Here is a 19,525-nt window from a genome sequence, read left to right on the forward strand (position 1 = left end):
ATAATGTTTATATGTAATGACTATTATATTAAATAATATTACTCCTTCACCAGCTCATGAAAAATACATTTTATTTAAACTTTCAAAAAGACTGACAATATCGTAATTGCTGATAATGTATCACAAAATATCAAAAACATGTGGAATGTGGGGACACTACAATATGTTATACTAATATCTTAAACATTCGCCAAGACTGTTCCTATAGACTATTATTATAGATGTATATACTATTCTGATGCCTAGTCTAGCACGTATACAATCACATAATCCGACTGGACTGTTTTCTAAGGCAACACTTGTATATAGGCTGCGGCCCGTTCATCCGCTATCCATTGTTCGAGTGCGACAGAAAATTTACGATTTAACAACAAATGATAAGCCTCATTTTTGTACATATCATTTGTTTGATCTACTGTACGAGTGCCTATAATATACATTATATGCCACCCAAACATAGAGTGCACTGGGTTGCTAATCTGACCTTTTTTCATTTTACGAAGAGTCGCGTGAAACTGTGGATCAAACATTCCAATGGAAACCCAACCTAAATCCCCGCCCTTATATACAGCTCTCACATCCCTATATAACTCTTGCGATACCTGATGCAATGATTTACCAGACTTAATGTCTTCTGAGGCTCGAAAAATTTTTTGCTTCGCTTGCTGAGATGACATATCTGGTGAGTTCTTTAACATTATATGCATAGCATGCAACTCAGTAACTAAATTCTTCTTTATGTCACCACGAATATCATTCACTTTTAAAACATGCCACCCAATTCTAGATTGAATTGGGCCAATTACACTATCTATATGTGCATTTAAAAGTTCAGGAATAAAAGAAAATGGTAGCTCCTGTACTCCTCGCCATCCCATCTCTCTTGTGGGTATTACCTCCTCATCTAACACATGAGGAATCTTAACTCTACGAAAATCAAAACCATCTTTCACTTTCCGGGCAAACTCATTTGCTATATTTTTTTGATCATATAATTGTTTATTAGTTGGGTTACCTGATAAGGGAAATAGAGCACTGCTAAGATTAAATTCTACACTGGAACGACGTTGCAAATGGATCTGATCTGCTAATGAATCAACTTCTTGAGGTAAAATCCTAATACGATGACGTAACTCTCGATTACGAAATTCTAATACAGTCATATCATGACGAATTTGTTCACGATAGTGAAAATAATCTAATCCCTGATCAGCCACATTTTTATACAGTTGGTCTATACTCATTTTATTTTGCTTGGCGATATTAATAATTACTTGGTCTAGTTGCGAATCACTAACTCGTAGTCCAACTTGTTCTGCTTTTTGTAAAAAAATATTATCTGTAATTAGTTTATTAATAATGTGAAAACGCACTTCTTTTTCATCAGGTAGGCTCTGACCAAACTGTTTAGCCTGACTCTGTACAGATTGCATGATTCTATTAACATCACTATCTAAAACGATACTATTATTAACAATAGCAACAACTTTATCTAGCACTTGTACTTTGGAATACGCCATGCTAGGTATTAAAACTACAGTAAAGAGTAATATATTCCAGTTAATCATACCTTTTCCGTTCTGGTATCCAGGCTGTATGGGTTAGTAGTAGTGTGTAAAATCACAAATTAAAAAATCTTTCGATAAGGCATCATACCTTGACGTAACATCTGATTCATATCTAGATCATGACCTGGGCTTAAGCCACGCAATTCAATATTAAAAGAAATTTGATTGTCATATTTGCTCTGATTCTGTTCCCAACCGTTAACTTTACGTTCATAACCAAATCGTACTGCGTAGCAACAAGAACTGTATTGCATGCCTACTAATTGGTCTGCTATCATCTTGTTCTTAAGATCATAGTAAAAAGCGCCAACTACTGACCACGTATTACACGCATTGATAATCGGCCAGGTAGCAATTGCACCGACCTGTGAAATGCCTTGACGGTATTGATATTCATTGCTCCCCTCTTCTAAAGTTTTTTTCATATAATCTGCACTCGTGTAACGATAACTACATTGTATCATATGACTCGTATGATAACGCCATTCTAATATAGTGTTACCTTGTGTAATGCTATCTATATGTACATCATACTGCATACCGGCATGTAATATTATACGATCACTCATCCTCCAGTAACTATCACCCGCTAATACTAAACTCCCTTTAGTATTGTCATTCGCTCTACCAAGAATACTACGCTCCGAATTAAACAAATAGATTTGCCCAATAGAAATTTTAAATTTTTCTAGCATTTTTGCGTTTAAAATACGCATAGTAATACCAGTAGCTGCCTGATTAGCAGAAGTAATCCGATCTAAACCACTATATGTCTTTTCTCGAAACAGCCCGTCATAATCTCTACCCAATAAAGCGGAATCATAAGTGCGTATCCAACTCTGATTACGATACGGTATATACAGATACTGTGCGCGGGGTTCTAGTGTTTGTCTGTAACCAGGTAACCACGATATGTCACGACTAAATAACATCCTTCCGTCGAAGGTTAATTGTGGTAAAATACGATGAAATGAACCTTTTAACTGAGGTATCGGTCCTACTTGTTTATTATAGTATTGAATATTATGTTGTTCATAATGTGTCATGAGCAGTTTAGCCGCACCTTGTAATGTATTCCATTTATTTTCTAAAGAGTATTTTATAACTGGTTCCATGTGCAGACGTATCGCGTTCGGCATACGTGCATCCATATTAGTAAATCTTACAGCTTGTGCATATAAGTAAGCTTCCAATGGTTTAAAATTACGGTAATGATAATTAAAATCCATTTGTGGCTCAGAATAATAAATATCCTTTTGATCCTTTAAAGATAACATCTGAAATCTTTTTGTTGACAAAACTAGACCCCAATTACGATCTCTATATCCTAAGACAAACTTCTGAGTAGAATAATCATCACTTGTTGTACCATAAGCTGACTGTAAATCAGTAAAATAATAAGGATCGCTAACTTTTGTATAATCAGAGTTAAAACGCCAATGTTCTGAATATATACCAGCGTGCTCCCAATGCACCAACCATCGAGTGGATGAATGCGCTACGTGCTTGTGATTATCCCGGTAAAAGCGATCAGAATGAAGATAATCAACTTCTACTAAGCCTTTACCACCTGTCAAGTATCGTAATTCATTTTGCCACTGCATGCCACGTCGACTAATATAGTGTGCCACTAGCGTTGCATCCACCTCGGGTAATATGTTCCAATAATACGGAAATAGAAATTGTGCACCGCTAATTTTATTGTAGTAAGCATGAGGCATTAACAAACCAGAACGACGTTTATTACCTACTGGTATATTAAGATAAGGACTATAGAACACCGGCACTACGCCTAATTGAAAGCGCGCATTCCAAATCTTCGTCAATTGTTCGTGGCGATCATAAATAATTTGAGACCCCTTTAGCATCCAACTATCCTGCCCCATTGGACAGGAAGTAAAAGTGCCATTTTCAAGAATCGTATAACGATTATTATTACGTAGTTTTATTTGAGTAGCAACGCCACGTCCTTGGCGATCTACCATCTGATAATTACTATGCCAAATATTAGTATCTTTAGTATTTAAATTAGACCAAGCCCTTAGACCGTTCAATATAATCTGATGATCATCATAACATACATTTCCTGAGGCGACGATAGTATGCGTCGGATTCTGATCTCCTTGGAGTACTCTGCGATTTAGTTGAATATGCTTTGATGTAAAATGTCTTCTTCCTTGTTGAATTTCAACGTGACCACTAAATATAGCTTGATCTGGATAAGTGGCACGCGCTGTATCTGCATTAATAATTACAGGAACCTGATCCATTTTTTTTCTCTGTACTACTAGATAATGATCATCGTTACTACTTTTACGTATACTTAATGCGGTTAAATCATCTGCCACCACATGTTGGCTAACACATACCAAGCTCGTAAGCATACCAAGCAATAAAGGTAGTCTTATATTCATACGCAATCTTCATATTTCCTAAGCACTCATCTAACTGCTCATCCAATAATCACACTATCTATACTGTACTATAATAGTGATGGATTACTATCGTCATCAAAACGTCTGAAAAAACGTAATAATACATTATTCATTTACAAGAAGTCTGAATGATTAAATCTATTGACACTCAGACACTATATGCTTAACAGTAAGATTACATATCTACCAGCATTATATTCTTTCATACACACTACTCTAACGCATCTACTATCAACACTAATATCATTAAATTTAGTGCGCTCATCGTCAAGATTGATATAGCATCGCAGAAGTCAAACGGTGAGGGTACAAAGAAACAAATGTGCAGATGAAAACATATTTCTTTAAAAAATTAGCACTTTATGACCAATAACTATCTTCTGATGTAAAAACGTAATATATTTTATACATTAATAATGTAGACACCTATAATGTTAGTATTATTGCGCCATGTTATTATATGCAAAAATATCATAACTCATAATGTAATCTTAGTAGATTACCCTCTCTACATTAAGTGCACATTCTACATTACTATAGTGAAACTCATGGAAAGCATCAGAATTCATTATTCCGCTCTATATACTATACTGGATCGAGCAGAGAAAAATATTGAAGAATTTATTATATATTAATGATATCTAAGATTTAGTATTTACTATCAAGTGCAACAATAAAAACTACATACAAGGATATAGAACGAACATATAAATCCCCACAATACCATAACGTTGTACCTTAAAAATATACATAATATAACGTACCGTATAATCTATTATTACTCTATATTACTGCCATATAGTCACAGTACTACTAAACTATAATAAAAATGTAAGAAACGTTCTAACTCATTAGCAGTGTTTATTTTTAAGTATCTATATACTACTTATAGAACATCCATTCTCTCTACATTATTACAGTATACTATAGAGTGTTTCTTAATATACTTCTTGCTTAAGTTGAAAAACCATTACCGTCACAATCATTTTATATCATCAGGCAGTTCAAGGAACATATGTTAAAGTGAAAGCATTAATCATAAAATAAAATTATATTGTATGCATCAAAATAACCTTTGGAGATGCGATTTGATCGAGCTATGTTTTTTCAAGGTTGGCAACTGCACTCATTCATAGAGTAAAGTGACTAAAGCAATTTTTTTAAAATAAAAGTAATCATACAATATGTCATGGGTATTTATCATAGATAAAAGTCTAGTTCATGCATTAAAATAAAACAATATATCTACTAGATGGTATAGAAATATACCATACATTTAGCTAATATTAATAACAGCACTAACTAAAACAACTACTGCTGTAAAAATAACCATAATTTTATCAGTATTATACGATTACAATACATCAGCTTTTCTTGTAAAAGAGAGTTAATACTTTCTGCTGACGATCACAAGATAGCCGCATATATTCTTGTGATACACACCTTCTACAATCTCTTAGCATAAGATGTAAAACGATAGATAACTACAAGCAGAAATATGGATTATTTAACAAGGGATGTCGTGCGTTTTTATATATTAAAATACCTCCCATGCAAAAGAGATAAGAATGAAAATTCTTAATTTATATCACACAAATCATGGCCTAATGAGGGGTTTATGCACTATTGGGGCAAAGTATTAGGACTAATTTGGGGGTTGCTATCCGGTTTAGGGTTTTGGGGTATACTAATCGGATTACTGACAGGGTACATATTTGATAGAATACACCTGTCTACTTACAAAAACAATACGTCTGATCAGCACAAACGTCAGTCTCTATTTTTCCACACGACTTTTCAAGTCTTGGGGCATTTAACAAAATCTAAGGGACGCGTTACCGACACAGATATTCAGGTAGCATCTACACTCATGGATCGTATGCGATTACATGGAGACAGCCGCACAGCGGCACAACGCGCTTTCCGTGAAGGAAAGGAAGTAGATTACCCAATGCGTGATAAACTGCGTGAACTACGAATCACCTGCATGAATCGTTTAGATCTACTCCGCATGTTTTTGGAAATTCAAATTCAAGCAGCATTTGCAGATGGTTTATTACACCCTAATGAACGCAAGATACTGTATATTATTGCTGAGGAGCTCGGGATATCATACACACAGTTTACGCAATTTCTACGAATGATGGAAAGTGGACAGCAATTTGGTAGTAACTATCAAAATACTAACTACACAGGACATACAAACAACCATACACAGAAAAATACAGGTCCTACATTAGAAGATGCTTGCACGATGATAGGAGTATCCAGTAATGATGATATAACTACGATCAAACGAGCTTACCGCAAAAGAATGGGTGAAAATCATCCGGATAAATTAGTAGCTAAAGGTCTACCTCCAGAAATGATGGAAATGGCAAAACAAAAAACACAAGCACTACAAGCAGCTTATAATCTCATTAAACGTGAAAAAGGATTTAAGTAATAATATACTAATATTATAAACTTACAAAAGTATGCACAAGCATATCATTGAGGCTGCCTGACAAAAACCATACGATCTCTTTTTATTTAGTACGTAATATCCTTGCTCATTATAATGATGCCACGAGAAAGCTAATCATACTACATTCGCGTTATGTGCGTCGATGTAATCTGAATAACATTCTATTAAAAAAGGTTCATCTTCAAACTAAAAGGTTAATAAATATGCTTTGTTCTCCCAGTAATAAATTCATAACCATCCACTCTGATCATGCATACATTGATCATATCATCTATTATATCACATAAGCTATTTCAACATATGTCTTCTTATAAGTGCGTATGATCTCTTTACTATAGGAAATATTCTATATTATATTATGATTATAATCATTTTAATCCTTTAAGATGTCAAAAGCTACATACAATATCAGAATTAAAAGTGACAAAAATCGTCTATAATACTGCGTCTCTCTATCCAAAATAAACAATTACCATATATTTTATACTTTATACACACTATAGCCAATAATCTGTGCGGAAATCGTTCTATTTAATAGTATCTATATAAAATATATTAGTAAATCACAAGATATGCCTCCTATATATACCTTCACAAAAGTTATATACTATCTAGATTAATTAAGAATATGACATAGACCTCCAGTCTATTTCTGCCTATAAGAACCTTTCAACTCATATGATAAAATTGAACATCTATCACAAGAGAGGTCAAGATTCATACTGATGTCGATATATAATTGCTCAGTGTATTTTATTATTAATGGATTCATTGCAAAAAATGCAATGCTTCTGTGCTACACTACCATAAACTATATATTTTCATAACATGACACTATAATAATGTATGATATACAAAATGTAGTTTGCGCTCATTAAGAGCCATTTATATATACTATAAATTTTTGATATATCTAATCCATTGACAGATTATATTTTCACACATATACAGTTATTTATAATTTTTCTCATAATACTCAGAAATACCTTTCTGTTCTGTATTCTAGTATATGTTAATGCTTATATTATCACCTAAGCTCAACGAGTAGTCGATATTAAACAGGATTATCAATATCCACAAATCTCACATCAAGGTTATATTCTCGCGCAAGCCACTCTCCTAATGCCTTCACCCCTCCCCGCTCAGTCGCATGATGTCCTGCAGAAAAAAAATGTAATCCTTGCTCTCGTGCGCTATGTACTGTCTGCTCAGACACCTCACCACTAAGAAACGCATCAACCCCGAAAGCAGCTGCTGCATCAACAAAAACATGACCACTTCCACTACACCAGGCAATAGATTTAATAAGAGAAGGGGCATTTCTAGCACCACAATATAAAGGTTCGCGACTGAGTGCCTTGCTAATCCGTTGCGTTAAGCTATCTACACTGAGCGCATGCCTTAGCTCCCCCCAAAGCACAAGGGGTTTCACTACTTCACCCTTAATGTCAATACCTAATAACTCTGATAACTTCACATTATTGCCAAATTTTGGGTGTATATCCAGCGGTAAATGCCAAGAAAAAAGATTAATATCATGTTCTAGAAGTATTTTTAATCTCCTTTGCTTCATGCCTTTAATCCGCACACATTCTTTTTTCCAAAAAAAACCATGATGCACTACCACTGCGTCTGCCTTGACACAAACGGCTTCATGCAGTAAATCATAACAAGCAGTAACGCCGGTAATCACTTTTTTAATTTGCCTACGCCCTTCCACTTGCAGACCATTGGGTACAATATCACTACACGAACTGCTATGTAAAAGCTTATTCACCTGATTTTCTAGCTCGGAATTAATTATCATAATCAGTAATCCTATCATTTTTAAACTTTTTATATGCATCTTATTAGTACACCCTGTCAAAGGGTTCCTGAGAAAATATATGCCCCATCACTAAAGTCAATACTTTCATAAAAAACTTAAAGTTCGTATGACAAAATTTATTTTATTGTGAAAAATCCTACGATACTTCCCGTTTTTATTTTTATGCACATTCTGTTATTGCAATAATATATGTAGATTTACTATAATCTTTCCTTTGAAAATACTCAGTAATAACACACAAAAATGCCATAATAAACAAATCTTATTAGGTTATTTAATAACTGATTAAATAGCGAATATATTTCTATCCATGAAATGACTTTGATTACATAATAGTGCCATATAACAGAATCAATCTATCTGAGTATTATTCTGTCTGATGTACAAATTTCTCATAATATTTGCAACCCATCTCTTGCATACTCTCACATAACATTATCAGGTTAACAGTGCGAGTTTTTAAAAGTAATACATTTAAAGGAAGATGATAATGCTCAATAAAGACATTCACATTTTACTAATAAATGTCATTCACCATTATAGATTTATATTTGCAAACACTCATGGTAATCAATCTATACTTTATGTGCTTGACGATGTCAAATAACATACTATATTATACTATACGGCGCTTTAAATACTCTGCCCAAAAACCAGTCTGTATGTTTACATATCATATACTTTGAATAGTATATTAAGTAAGTAATTTCGATTATACCCTACTGTCACTCTTAAAGATATTTACATATGAAACGTGCAGATCTTGAGAACCATGCAGTTTTATAAGATATTTTAACAGGCGTCTGTTATCTTTTTCATCCTCATGAAAAAGTCCACTTCGTATATATTAGGATAATGATATATAGAGCGCATTCTGTACTATATGCATGGACACACATAGTGATTAGCTGTAATCAAAAATTAAAATCATGTAGTTTCTTTACAGAAAGGTTCTTATCACTAACCTAGATGAATATTACTTTGATATAAAGCATGGTATACAGTAAGAGATATGCTTTAGAATACAGATTACTCTAATGGCTGATAAATAAAATCTCAGACAATAAATTAACATCTCTATATGTAATACATATATGCACCTATTGAACATCCTAATGTGTCGTAATACATACGCACGTTTATATTATCATAAGAGAGAATATCATTCTCCTCAATCAATCACTATGCTTCTCAAAATATTTTTATACTTCATGTGTATTATGCTACTAAAAAGTATCTATTCTTTACAATAAGGGCATAAAAGTTCACATAACCTTTGCAATATGCCATAATGGCCTGATCCTAATCATATGATATTGATCCCAATCTGGAAATCTTGTTATTAAAAATAACCTTAATTAGGTCATATTATGTTTATAACACATGCACCGATAAAGTATTTGTAGTACCACTTTGTACCAATACACCAGAAACCATTATGATGACATCACCTACCTGGGTATACCCGCTGGCTAAAGCAGCTTCTTTTCCGAGTTTATAAAAATCATCGGTAGAGGAAATTTTATCAACTAATAATGTAATGATCCCTTTACTTAATAACAGTTGTCGTGCCGTTTTATCATTAGTAGTGAGGGCTAAAATTGTAGCCCGTGGAAAGTACTTCCGTACAGACTTAGCCGATTTACCGCCTTCAGTAGCTACAATAATTAATGGAGACTCTAATTTTTCGGAAATCTCTACAGCACTACGACAAACAGCTTCAGTAACACGTATCTTGCTATTATCTTTTTGTAGTGTAGTACGACTTTGCATAACAAGATCCGTACGCTGGCAAATATTTGCCATAATACTTACAGATTCTAGTGGGTATTTCCCTTTGGCACTTTCACCAGATAGCATCACTGCATCTGTTCCATCTAGTATAGCATTAGCTACATCCCCAGCTTCCGCACGAGTTGGACGGGGGTTTTTAATCATAGAATCAAGCATTTGGGTAGCAGTGATGATAACTTTGCGTTCATGATTACATCTTTTAATCATCATTTTCTGAGCAAAAATCACTTCTTCCACTGGAATTTCTACACCAAGATCACCACGCGCTACCATAATACCGTCGGATACGGTAAGGATATCTTCAAAATTACAAAGACCTTCTTGATTTTCAATTTTAGAAATAATCTGAATCTGTTCGCCCCCATAAACATTAAGATGCTCTCGAATCTCAATTACATCTGAATCCCTCCTAATAAACGAAGCAGCAATAAAATCAACACCCTGCTCGCATCCAAAAATCAAATCTAATTTATCTTGTTCTGCTAAAGCAGGTAATTGAATAGAGACACCTGGTAAATTAATGCCTTTATGAGCACCTAACGCACCATTATTTAAAACTTGACAAATAACTCTATTATTGATAATCGATGTTACTCGCATACCAATTAAACCATCATCTACTAAAATAGTATTACCAACCTCTAAATCTGTAGAAAATCCTGGATATGTGACTGCTACAATATTAGAATTACCTATAACACTCTGATCTGTAGTAAAAGTAAAAAACTGTCCAGCTTTCAGGAATACATCCTGATTACCTTCTAGTGTCATCGTACGAATTTCAGGACCTTTTGTATCAAGAAGAATCGCCGCACGATGCCCGCTGTCTCTCATCGCATTACGTAAATTCATAATACGTTGACCATGTTCTTGATAACTGCCATGAGAAAAATTCAAACGCATCACATTCATTCCCGCACATAGAAGCTTTGTTAGCATTTCTTTTGACTCAGTGTTCGGGCCGATCGTACAAACAATTTTCGTTTTTTTCATGGGTATTCATCTATAATATAATAAATAAGAAGATATTGATTAAAATATATGCATCTAATACATCGCATAATTTATTTATCATGAATAACATTTATATCTTATATACGCTACCTCAATATTATGCGTGATATATCATAACTACTGATGTGAGCAATATTGTTTCAGTTAAAACTTAAAAAACACTCTATATCCAGCAGGATCCAAAAAAAGACTAAAAAATCCTAATATCCAATTTATATATACATAAAGAACAAGTTTATTTGTATTGCTAAGAGTTATCATACATGAAAATTTAGATCATCTAACTATCTTGTATCCACTGAAAGGTTGCTGGATAAACTCAAATGCAATCTTTCGACAAAGTCTGTATCAGTGGATAGTATAAGATGCATATCATTCAGCCACACGGTGATATGGAATACAATGATTGTTAAAAAACTTAATAATTTTATCAAGAACGCAAAATGATTCACTAAGCTAGTTATATGAACGGTCATAAATGATCATATACATAGTAATTCATACCTGGCAACCATATAACTGTAATATGCAGACATTAATCCTTCTCTAGGTATGATATTATTATAGTTTACACACTATTCATCTTTTTCAAAAAACTAACAGTGCGCTATGGTGGTAATATTAATAGGTATCTTTACCATATGTACATTAAAAACTTATCGTGATTGCGAGTATGCTTGCTGTTCTAAGTTCTTAATAGTACAAGATATGCGAGTGCCCCCTCTACACCTAGTAATTACACAGGATATAGATTAATAATCTTTATAGACTATTACATGATATTAATAAAGGTCATTTTTATGTTCGAAAGTCCTAGCAGTGCTAGCAAAGCACACTGAAACATCTATTTATATTAATCATTGAAACAAATATGTCTTGATTCAGATCAAGAAATTATATATCGTACAGGGGCTTCGATAAATTGGGTGTTTAATATTAAAAACACAATAAGCTATTATGTTCGCAAAAAATAATTTCTCCACTCACAAAAAACTGCAAACACCACCAACGCGCACAAAGCGTAATAACAAACGTAGCTGTGATAACAGCGTAACATTCTTCTACAAAAATCAATAGTTCAAGATTCACTCATCATCAACATTAGATATACGTAAAAATAGCAGAAATTACCATCTAATTCTAATAAACAAAGTGCTAATATGCTGACAAATAAAGTTTATATCTCTAAAAAAAGACAATAAGTCTATTCGTATTCTGCAAGTATTATAATACAGCTAACACAATGATCCACTCATACAAGTTGCATCAAAATTCTCACAGATTCCATTGTAAAGTTTGTTACATTATTAATTTATTGTAATCTTACACATATCTTTTCTCGGAACATGATTATCATTGGTAATAGTGTGTAGGTCTGTATCAGACTACTCTATGTTCTTAATGATCGCATTGTTTGTGTCATATAATATATGACTAGATGTGCTATTTTTAAGCACCATCGTACACTGTAGCTAGAACATAGAACTTTCTATAATATATAAAAGGGTATGATATATATCAATATCATACCCCTTTCCTCAATACTGATAATATGATTATCATTTCCAACAGAGGAGTAGTCATTATTAATCGTCTGTAAATATCATGCATATTCTTTTATGTTCGCTCATTACACATCCTTGTCTCAAAGTGTATACCAAAATCCAGGAAACTCTAAAATGTACAGATATCCCTCTATTGTATCTCTTTATTAAACAATAAATATTAAAAATAACAGCCAAATACACCTATAAACAAATAATATTCCATAACTAACACCTGTAATATATAACTAAGGAAACCGTAAATGAAAAAATGTTTAATTGCCCCTTCAATTCTTTCTGCGGATTTTGCACGACTTGGTGAGGATATCTCTAAAGCATTAGCCGCTGGAGGCGACGTAGTACATTTTGACGTTATGGATAACCACTATGTTCCAAACTTAACAATGGGATCTATGGTTGTTAAAGCGCTCCGTGATTATGGGGTAACTGCTCCCATCGATGTCCATCTCATGGTAAAACCTGTTGAACGTATAGTGCCCGATTTTGCCAAAGCCGGTGCTAGCTATATTACCTTTCATCCAGAAGCCTCTGAACATATTGATGGCACCTTGCAGCTGATTACTGAAAGTGGTTGTGGTGCGGGGTTAGCGCTCAACCCTGCTACGCCTCTCAATGTTCTAGATCATGTAATGCATAAACTTGATATTATTTTACTAATGTCTGTTAATCCTGGTTTTAGTAAGCAATTATTTATTCCCGGTACACTGCATAAAATACGTCAAGTACGTCATCTGATTGACAAAAGTGGCTATGATATCTGTCTGGCAGTGGATGGTGGTGTTACAGTCAGTAATCTTGGGGCTATTGCTTCCGCGGGAGCTGATATGATCATAGTAGGATCAACACTGTTTAGTCACATTAACTATAAAAAGGTTATTGATGACATGCGATATGAGTTAGAAAAATATAAATATACGTCTTTTCAATAAATATTATGTGAGAATCTATACCTTTTAATTTTCTCATCACGTCAATTATAAATATCGCTAGTGTATATACCCTTTTCATGATTTCAAAGATAAAAATGTACACGACATACCGTGTGCACATACAGAAAATAGAACGCCCGTCCATAGCATATTTTACTCTAACATACCTGTTTTATAAGAAACCTTCCATATACTACTAAAGTATCGAGATGCTCATCAATATACCTACATTTCCTGTAGGTATCACGAAGAAGGAGTACTGGATCTTGATCCAAAAAAGAGCATATGGTGAATAATATGTTCTTAGCATGCCGAAATACAAAACAGCGTCCACATTCACAAGGGTTATGTCAACCCTATATTATTCATAACACCACGATCTTATCACGCGACATCATCATCCTAAATCATTAATGATGAATCTTCATCTCTGTGTCATTCAGCCTGGATAAGATCCAAACACTTTTCTTTACTATATCAACTAGTAATAAATACTTACATCGTGTAAGATTTATGCGTGTGCCGCAAGTAGATTATTTCGCTTCTTTGTGTCACTGATCTTAGATTCATTACTCGTGAAAAATAGTCTGAAGCATTCTGCTAATAATATTGAGATACAGATTAAGAATGTACAATGTATATATATTACATAGGTAACACCTAATAGAACAATCAAAAGCAATTAAAGAAAAATTATGAATCGCACAAAAACATATGTGTGTTATTTGAAATATATCAAGAATGCTAAAGTAATTGTTATAAGTAATCTGAGGAATACAATTATTGGCTTCTATACAATATGTATATAGTTGAATAAATTTATTACCATGTAAAAGATATTATATAATATATGATGATGAACGCAGCATACAGACTGGATCCGAGTAAAGATAAACTAAACCTAATTCTCGGCAAATTTTACTGCCATCAATAATTTTACCATGTCTCCCTCTAGAAGGTGTAGTAAATGTTGGCGGTTTTAATCCTAACTGCATAGACGCATAAGGGTAGAACTCATTACGCGCAGGATGTTTTGAAGCACTTAAATTGTAAATACGCCCTCCGATTCCATCCTTCAGCAATAATATAATAGCCGCAATCACATCATCACGATGTACTAAATTCACCCCATGTGATCCATTCTCTAATTCTTTTTTTCCAGCAAGAAAATAACCAGGATGACGATTTGGTCCAACCAAGCCTGATAACCTTAAGATATCTACTACGATGCCCGTTGTCTGACATAACCAATTTTCAACTTCTCGTAAAATATTACCAGCTACACTCTTAGGTGAAAGACCCGTATTCTCATTGACAATCTCTGAGCGTGTACCGTATACTGAAATAGAACTGGTAAAAACTATATGGGAAACACCGAAGTCTCTAGCGCTTTTCACTAAATTCTGTATAGAAAGCAAGTAGTCCTTATCTTTCCTGGTACTAGAAAGTAGCATACGAGTTACGGGCAATATGATTACCATGGCATCGACACTAAAAAGCGCCGGTAAATTTCTTTCTTTACAACTTAAAATTGGTTTTAGCTGTAGACAATAACCATCGATTCCATACATTCTTACCGCATCCACTCCATTCTGAGTAGTTTTACTACCACTTACTCGCCAACCTGCGGCTATAAGTGAAATCCCCAATGGCATGCCTATCCAACCAAGGCCCACAATAGCTACTCGTTTCATACTTCTTATCCCCCTATAATCAAACTTACCTGAGTAGACTTTCATTACTGTAAGCTACACGAGGCTAATAAACAGAGAGAACTACTAATTATGTACTTACTGTATATAAGTGACTTACAGGAATGAATAAAAGTTCTGCAGCTAGTTTTGATAAATCAATTCTCATACATTAGGAAGAATCAGTCAAATACTCACAAATAATCACCATGCTCTAGATATTACTCCTAAACTTAGTGGCCTACAAAACTGCTGATGTAGATAATAAAGCTAGTCAGGTACCAAAAATTAAAACTCATGGGCGCATATTACGTGACATCTCTTGCTACGAATAAAAGATAAATGTGAGATAGATCTGTTTTTAATACATATTATCCTGATATGTTCATGAAATCATCTAATAGTGATATGTACAATACACATATACAACGATGCTAGTAACGGTATATAAAATAAAATCTGTTGGCAATGCTATATATATGCGTAACTGAGTAAAAATATTTTATAAAAAACAATTATATATCTATAGGTAGAGCGGTGCACTGTTTATATCCTTGTAATGTATAATGATATTAGATAGATGTGAAAAATAATCGACGCTATATCACATACGATAAAGTAAATACCAGATAGGTATGAAGAAAAAATTAAATCATAATTTTAATCATCGTTAATCTATAACACATAATCGATCCTCAACGAACTATAAGTAGGTCATGTAGATAAATAAAACAGTAGTCTGATTTACAATACAAAATACAGATACGTAGCATCAGTCATTCTAAAAATTTTTAATTACAATCAGTACTTTACTAATATATAAGATGTTAAGATTTATACTACACTTTTCCTGGGTGTGATCTCTTGTTAATAACAGTACACATTCATTTTTCTACAAATGGCATAATACTCATGTTAGATTTATTTTCCACTCTAGATTTGCATACTGGCTGTTTATTATTTATAGCTCTAGTATTTATATTATTTTACGAAGCTATTAATGGCTTTCATGATACGGCTAATGCTGTGGCCACTGTTATTTATACTCGGGCCTTACGCTCTCACTTAGCAGTAGTTATATCTGGTATATTTAATTTCTTTGGAGTTCTTCTAGGTGGTTTAAGCGTTGCTTATGCAATTGTTCATCTTCTACCCGCTGATCTTCTTCTCAATATTAGATCAACGCATGGACTCATTATGCTCTGTTCCATGCTAATTGCGGCGATTATCTGGAATCTTGGTACGTGGTTTTTTGGGATTCCAGCTTCCAGCTCCCACACCCTCATTGGTGGTATCATTGGTATTAGTCTTACAAACGCTTGGATGACGAAGAATTCACTTGTAGATGCATTGAATATTCCAAAAATGCTTAATATTTTACTTTCCTTGGTGATTTCACCACTTTTAGGGTTCATCATTGCTGGTGGTTTTATTTTTATTCTGCGTAAATACTGGAGCGGGAATAAAAAGAGAAAACGGATTCACATGACTCCGAGTGAAAGAGAGCAGTTTGATGGTAAAAAAAAGCCACCATTTTGGACCCGCGTGGCCTTAATTCTGTCAGCGATAGGCGTTAGTTATTCACATGGAGCTAATGATGGTCAAAAAGGTATTGGTTTAATTATGCTAGTACTTATTGGAGTGGCTCCCGCTGGTTTTGCCGTAAACATGAACGCAAGCAGATATGATATATTTCGTACCAGAAGTGCGGTTAATCACCTTCATCAGTATTATGCCCAACACCCTTCTGCGCTTCCTTTAAAAATCCCTTCAAGCTCTCCGAGCGGATCACGCATCATCCACTCGGAGTACGGATCTTCCAATCGCACGAAGTTCTATTGTGATGTATCAGATACATTAGTATCTATCATCAAAGCACAAAAAATACTGAATAATATAGTAAGCTATAACGATTTAAAAATTGAACAAAAAATATACTTGCGACGTTTATTAATGTGCATAGCTGAAACTATAGATACCGTTTCGTTGTTGCCTAATACCATACCTGCAGATCAGATTTTGTTAAGTAAGTTAAAGAAAGATTTACTCAATACCATCGAATACGCTCCAACCTGGATTATTTTAATGGTAGCAGTAGCTCTGTCTCTAGGTACCATGACAGGTTGGCGTCGCGTTGCCACCACTATAGGTGAAAAAGTTGGCAAAAAGGAAATGACATATGCTCAGGGGATGTCTGCACAGCTTACAGCAGCAGTATCAATTGGAGTAGCTAGTTATACAGGTATGCCTGTTTCTACTACACATATTCTGTCTTCATCTGTGGCAGGTACTATGCTTATAAGTGGTAGAGGCATCCAGATTCGTACAATGAAAACTATCTTAATCGCCTGGTTACTGACATTGCCTATCTCTATTCTACTATCTGGTACATTATATGCTCTAGCTATAAACATTATTTGAGAACTTACAACATGTAACCTCTTTATATATGGACTTTTTGTTGTCATATATTGATGATAGAAAATGTACAAAAATATCTACTTTAATTAGTGCACGCTGCCACTCGAGTAATAGAAAATAGGATATATGAACTACCTATATCTTTTTATACAGGTGTATATTTATATCTACACGCCAACTTATAATCCTGTGTCGAATACCACTAAATACTACAAGCTATGAACTAATCACATCGTACTAAAAATCATATTTAGTGTTAAGTAATCCCACTGAAGATATATCGTTGAGAAAATTATCTATACACGTAAGTTCTGTATATTGCACATACAGCCTAAGCAGTACGTTTTAATTTAAACATAACGCATGTATATGCAGTATTGATATTAATGAACAGGATAGGATCCTTGATCCTAAACCCTATAATAGCATATGTATGTAGTTAACGCTATCATACCTAAGTAAATCTCGGCCATACAATATACCTTTTGTACATCCTTGAATATGCACTAAATATATTGCGACCTAACTATGTACGCTAGCAATAGCAGCTCTCATTAACAACTCTCTATGGAGATCTTTTGCATTATTATCATTTTATTTCTGATTATTGTAGTGTTCCTATAATTACGAAATAATCACCTATAATCATTATTAAAACTCGTGTATTGAAGTCATTTAGGAGGAAGACATCCCGAAATAGCGGTAAGCACAATTAGAACATCTAGTAAACATCTAGATTCTGATGCTATAATCTAGCAACAATATAGAATACCTTCTAAACTATTTCGAGAAACTATATAAAATGATAAAGGTGCAGGCAACTATACTATCATGTGATAATAATATAGCTACACTATATGTCAAAAAAAATACAGTATGTACACATTGTGCTCTACAAAGATACTTAATTTTATCTAGCCCGTGCCCGCTGAACTTAACACAGATATACACCCTAAGAGTACACAATAAAAAAATAGATCCTGTGGATCAAAATGTTGAATTATGGATCCACAATAAGACTCTTCTGATCACAGCGTTCCTGGTATATATTACACCATTGATGGGATTATTCCTTTTCGGGGGGTTGTGTCAATATTTTTTTTACAGTGAAATAATGGTAGTTCTCGCTTCATGTCTGGGAGGAATCCTCGGTATGCTCCTTGCAAAAAAGATTGCTTATATACTTACGGATTTGGAATCATTTCAACCCACTATCATACTTACAAATTTTAAAAAATAAAGGTTTAATCACCTATATATTGTTTTATTATACATTAGATATTCCCATGGAATATTCTACTTAACGTTTATTATATATATAACAATGACCACTCTTATGATGAGACTGATGACACATCTATCCAATATAGATCATCGATCTAAAATGTATATACAACAAACTGCTAACAATACAATAAACTAGATGCTTCTAAGTGCGCTGTATCTGATATGGTTGTTGTGATAATCTAAAATAACAGGAATTTTAGGATGGATAGAGCGCTATTCTAGACTCATGAGAAACGCAAAAGAAAATGTATACTACTCAGTCATTATTTTATAATCTATTTTGTATTATGTACTGAGTGAACTTTACCCTTACACATTTAATATTATATGCTTTATAGTGATTCACTATACACCAATACACCAATACACCAATATACCATTACCGCTAGCAGCCACTCTTATTTACTCATACATTGATTATCATGTATTATATTTTACATGTACACATCTAGATGTATCAATGTAGAGTGTTAGCGTGTTCGTTGAGAACCCTCCAGTACAATAAATCACATACCAGTACAAACTT

Annotated in this window: 9 protein-coding genes; 4 read left to right on the plus strand and 5 right to left on the minus strand. The window is 33.8% G+C overall.

Annotated features, from left to right (window positions below; translation table 11 throughout):
* Positions 1 to 287: 287 nt before the first annotated feature.
* Complete coding sequence (gene surA, locus ERCILAFE3058_RS03165; protein WP_157989985.1) at positions 288 to 1,568, minus strand: peptidylprolyl isomerase SurA; 1,281 nt, start codon at positions 1,566 to 1,568, stop codon at positions 288 to 290.
* Between the two features lie 59 nt (positions 1,569 to 1,627).
* Entirely contained in the window at positions 1,628 to 3,982 is a 2,355-nt protein-coding gene (gene lptD, locus ERCILAFE3058_RS03170) for an LPS assembly protein LptD (protein WP_157989986.1), read from the minus strand.
* A 1,639-nt stretch (positions 3,983 to 5,621) separates the two neighbouring features.
* On the opposite strand from lptD, the gene djlA reads away from it, so the two are divergent.
* Positions 5,622 to 6,449, plus strand: coding sequence for a co-chaperone DjlA (gene djlA, locus ERCILAFE3058_RS03175; RefSeq protein ID WP_157989987.1), 828 nt, complete (start codon positions 5,622 to 5,624; stop codon positions 6,447 to 6,449).
* Between the two features lie 1,075 nt (positions 6,450 to 7,524).
* Here the strand turns inward: djlA and ERCILAFE3058_RS03180 are convergent.
* Both ERCILAFE3058_RS03180 and pykF read right to left on the minus strand, forming a co-directional pair.
* The gene (locus ERCILAFE3058_RS03180; RefSeq protein WP_157990084.1) at positions 7,525 to 8,274 is read right to left on the minus strand and encodes a Nif3-like dinuclear metal center hexameric protein; all 750 of its coding nucleotides are present in this window, start codon (positions 8,272 to 8,274) and stop codon (positions 7,525 to 7,527) included.
* A gap of 1,398 nt (positions 8,275 to 9,672) precedes the next feature.
* Complete coding sequence (gene pykF / locus ERCILAFE3058_RS03185; protein ID WP_157989988.1) at positions 9,673 to 11,085, minus strand: pyruvate kinase PykF; 1,413 nt, start codon at positions 11,083 to 11,085, stop codon at positions 9,673 to 9,675.
* A gap of 1,828 nt (positions 11,086 to 12,913) precedes the next feature.
* On the opposite strand from pykF, the gene rpe reads away from it, so the two are divergent.
* Positions 12,914 to 13,600: a ribulose-phosphate 3-epimerase gene (rpe, locus tag ERCILAFE3058_RS03190; protein WP_157989989.1), complete on the plus strand. Its 687-nt coding sequence runs from the start codon at positions 12,914 to 12,916 to the stop codon at positions 13,598 to 13,600.
* 839 nt (positions 13,601 to 14,439) lie between these two features.
* Here the strand turns inward: rpe and ERCILAFE3058_RS03195 are convergent.
* Positions 14,440 to 15,294: an NAD-dependent epimerase/dehydratase family protein gene (locus ERCILAFE3058_RS03195; protein WP_157990085.1), complete on the minus strand. Its 855-nt coding sequence runs from the start codon at positions 15,292 to 15,294 to the stop codon at positions 14,440 to 14,442.
* Positions 15,295 to 16,203: 909 nt separating this feature from the next.
* Between ERCILAFE3058_RS03195 and pitA the strand changes: the two genes are divergently transcribed.
* Both pitA and ERCILAFE3058_RS03565 read left to right on the plus strand, forming a co-directional pair.
* Positions 16,204 to 17,712: an inorganic phosphate transporter PitA gene (pitA, locus tag ERCILAFE3058_RS03200; RefSeq protein ID WP_157989990.1), complete on the plus strand. Its 1,509-nt coding sequence runs from the start codon at positions 16,204 to 16,206 to the stop codon at positions 17,710 to 17,712.
* A gap of 802 nt (positions 17,713 to 18,514) precedes the next feature.
* The gene (locus tag ERCILAFE3058_RS03565; RefSeq protein ID WP_157989991.1) at positions 18,515 to 18,952 is read left to right on the plus strand and encodes a SoxR reducing system RseC family protein; all 438 of its coding nucleotides are present in this window, start codon (positions 18,515 to 18,517) and stop codon (positions 18,950 to 18,952) included.
* Positions 18,953 to 19,525: the final 573 nt, after the last annotated feature.

The sequence above is a fragment of the Candidatus Erwinia haradaeae genome, assembly GCF_900698955.1.
GTDB classification, from domain to species: Bacteria; Pseudomonadota; Gammaproteobacteria; order Enterobacterales; family Enterobacteriaceae; genus Erwinia_E; species Erwinia_E haradaeae_G.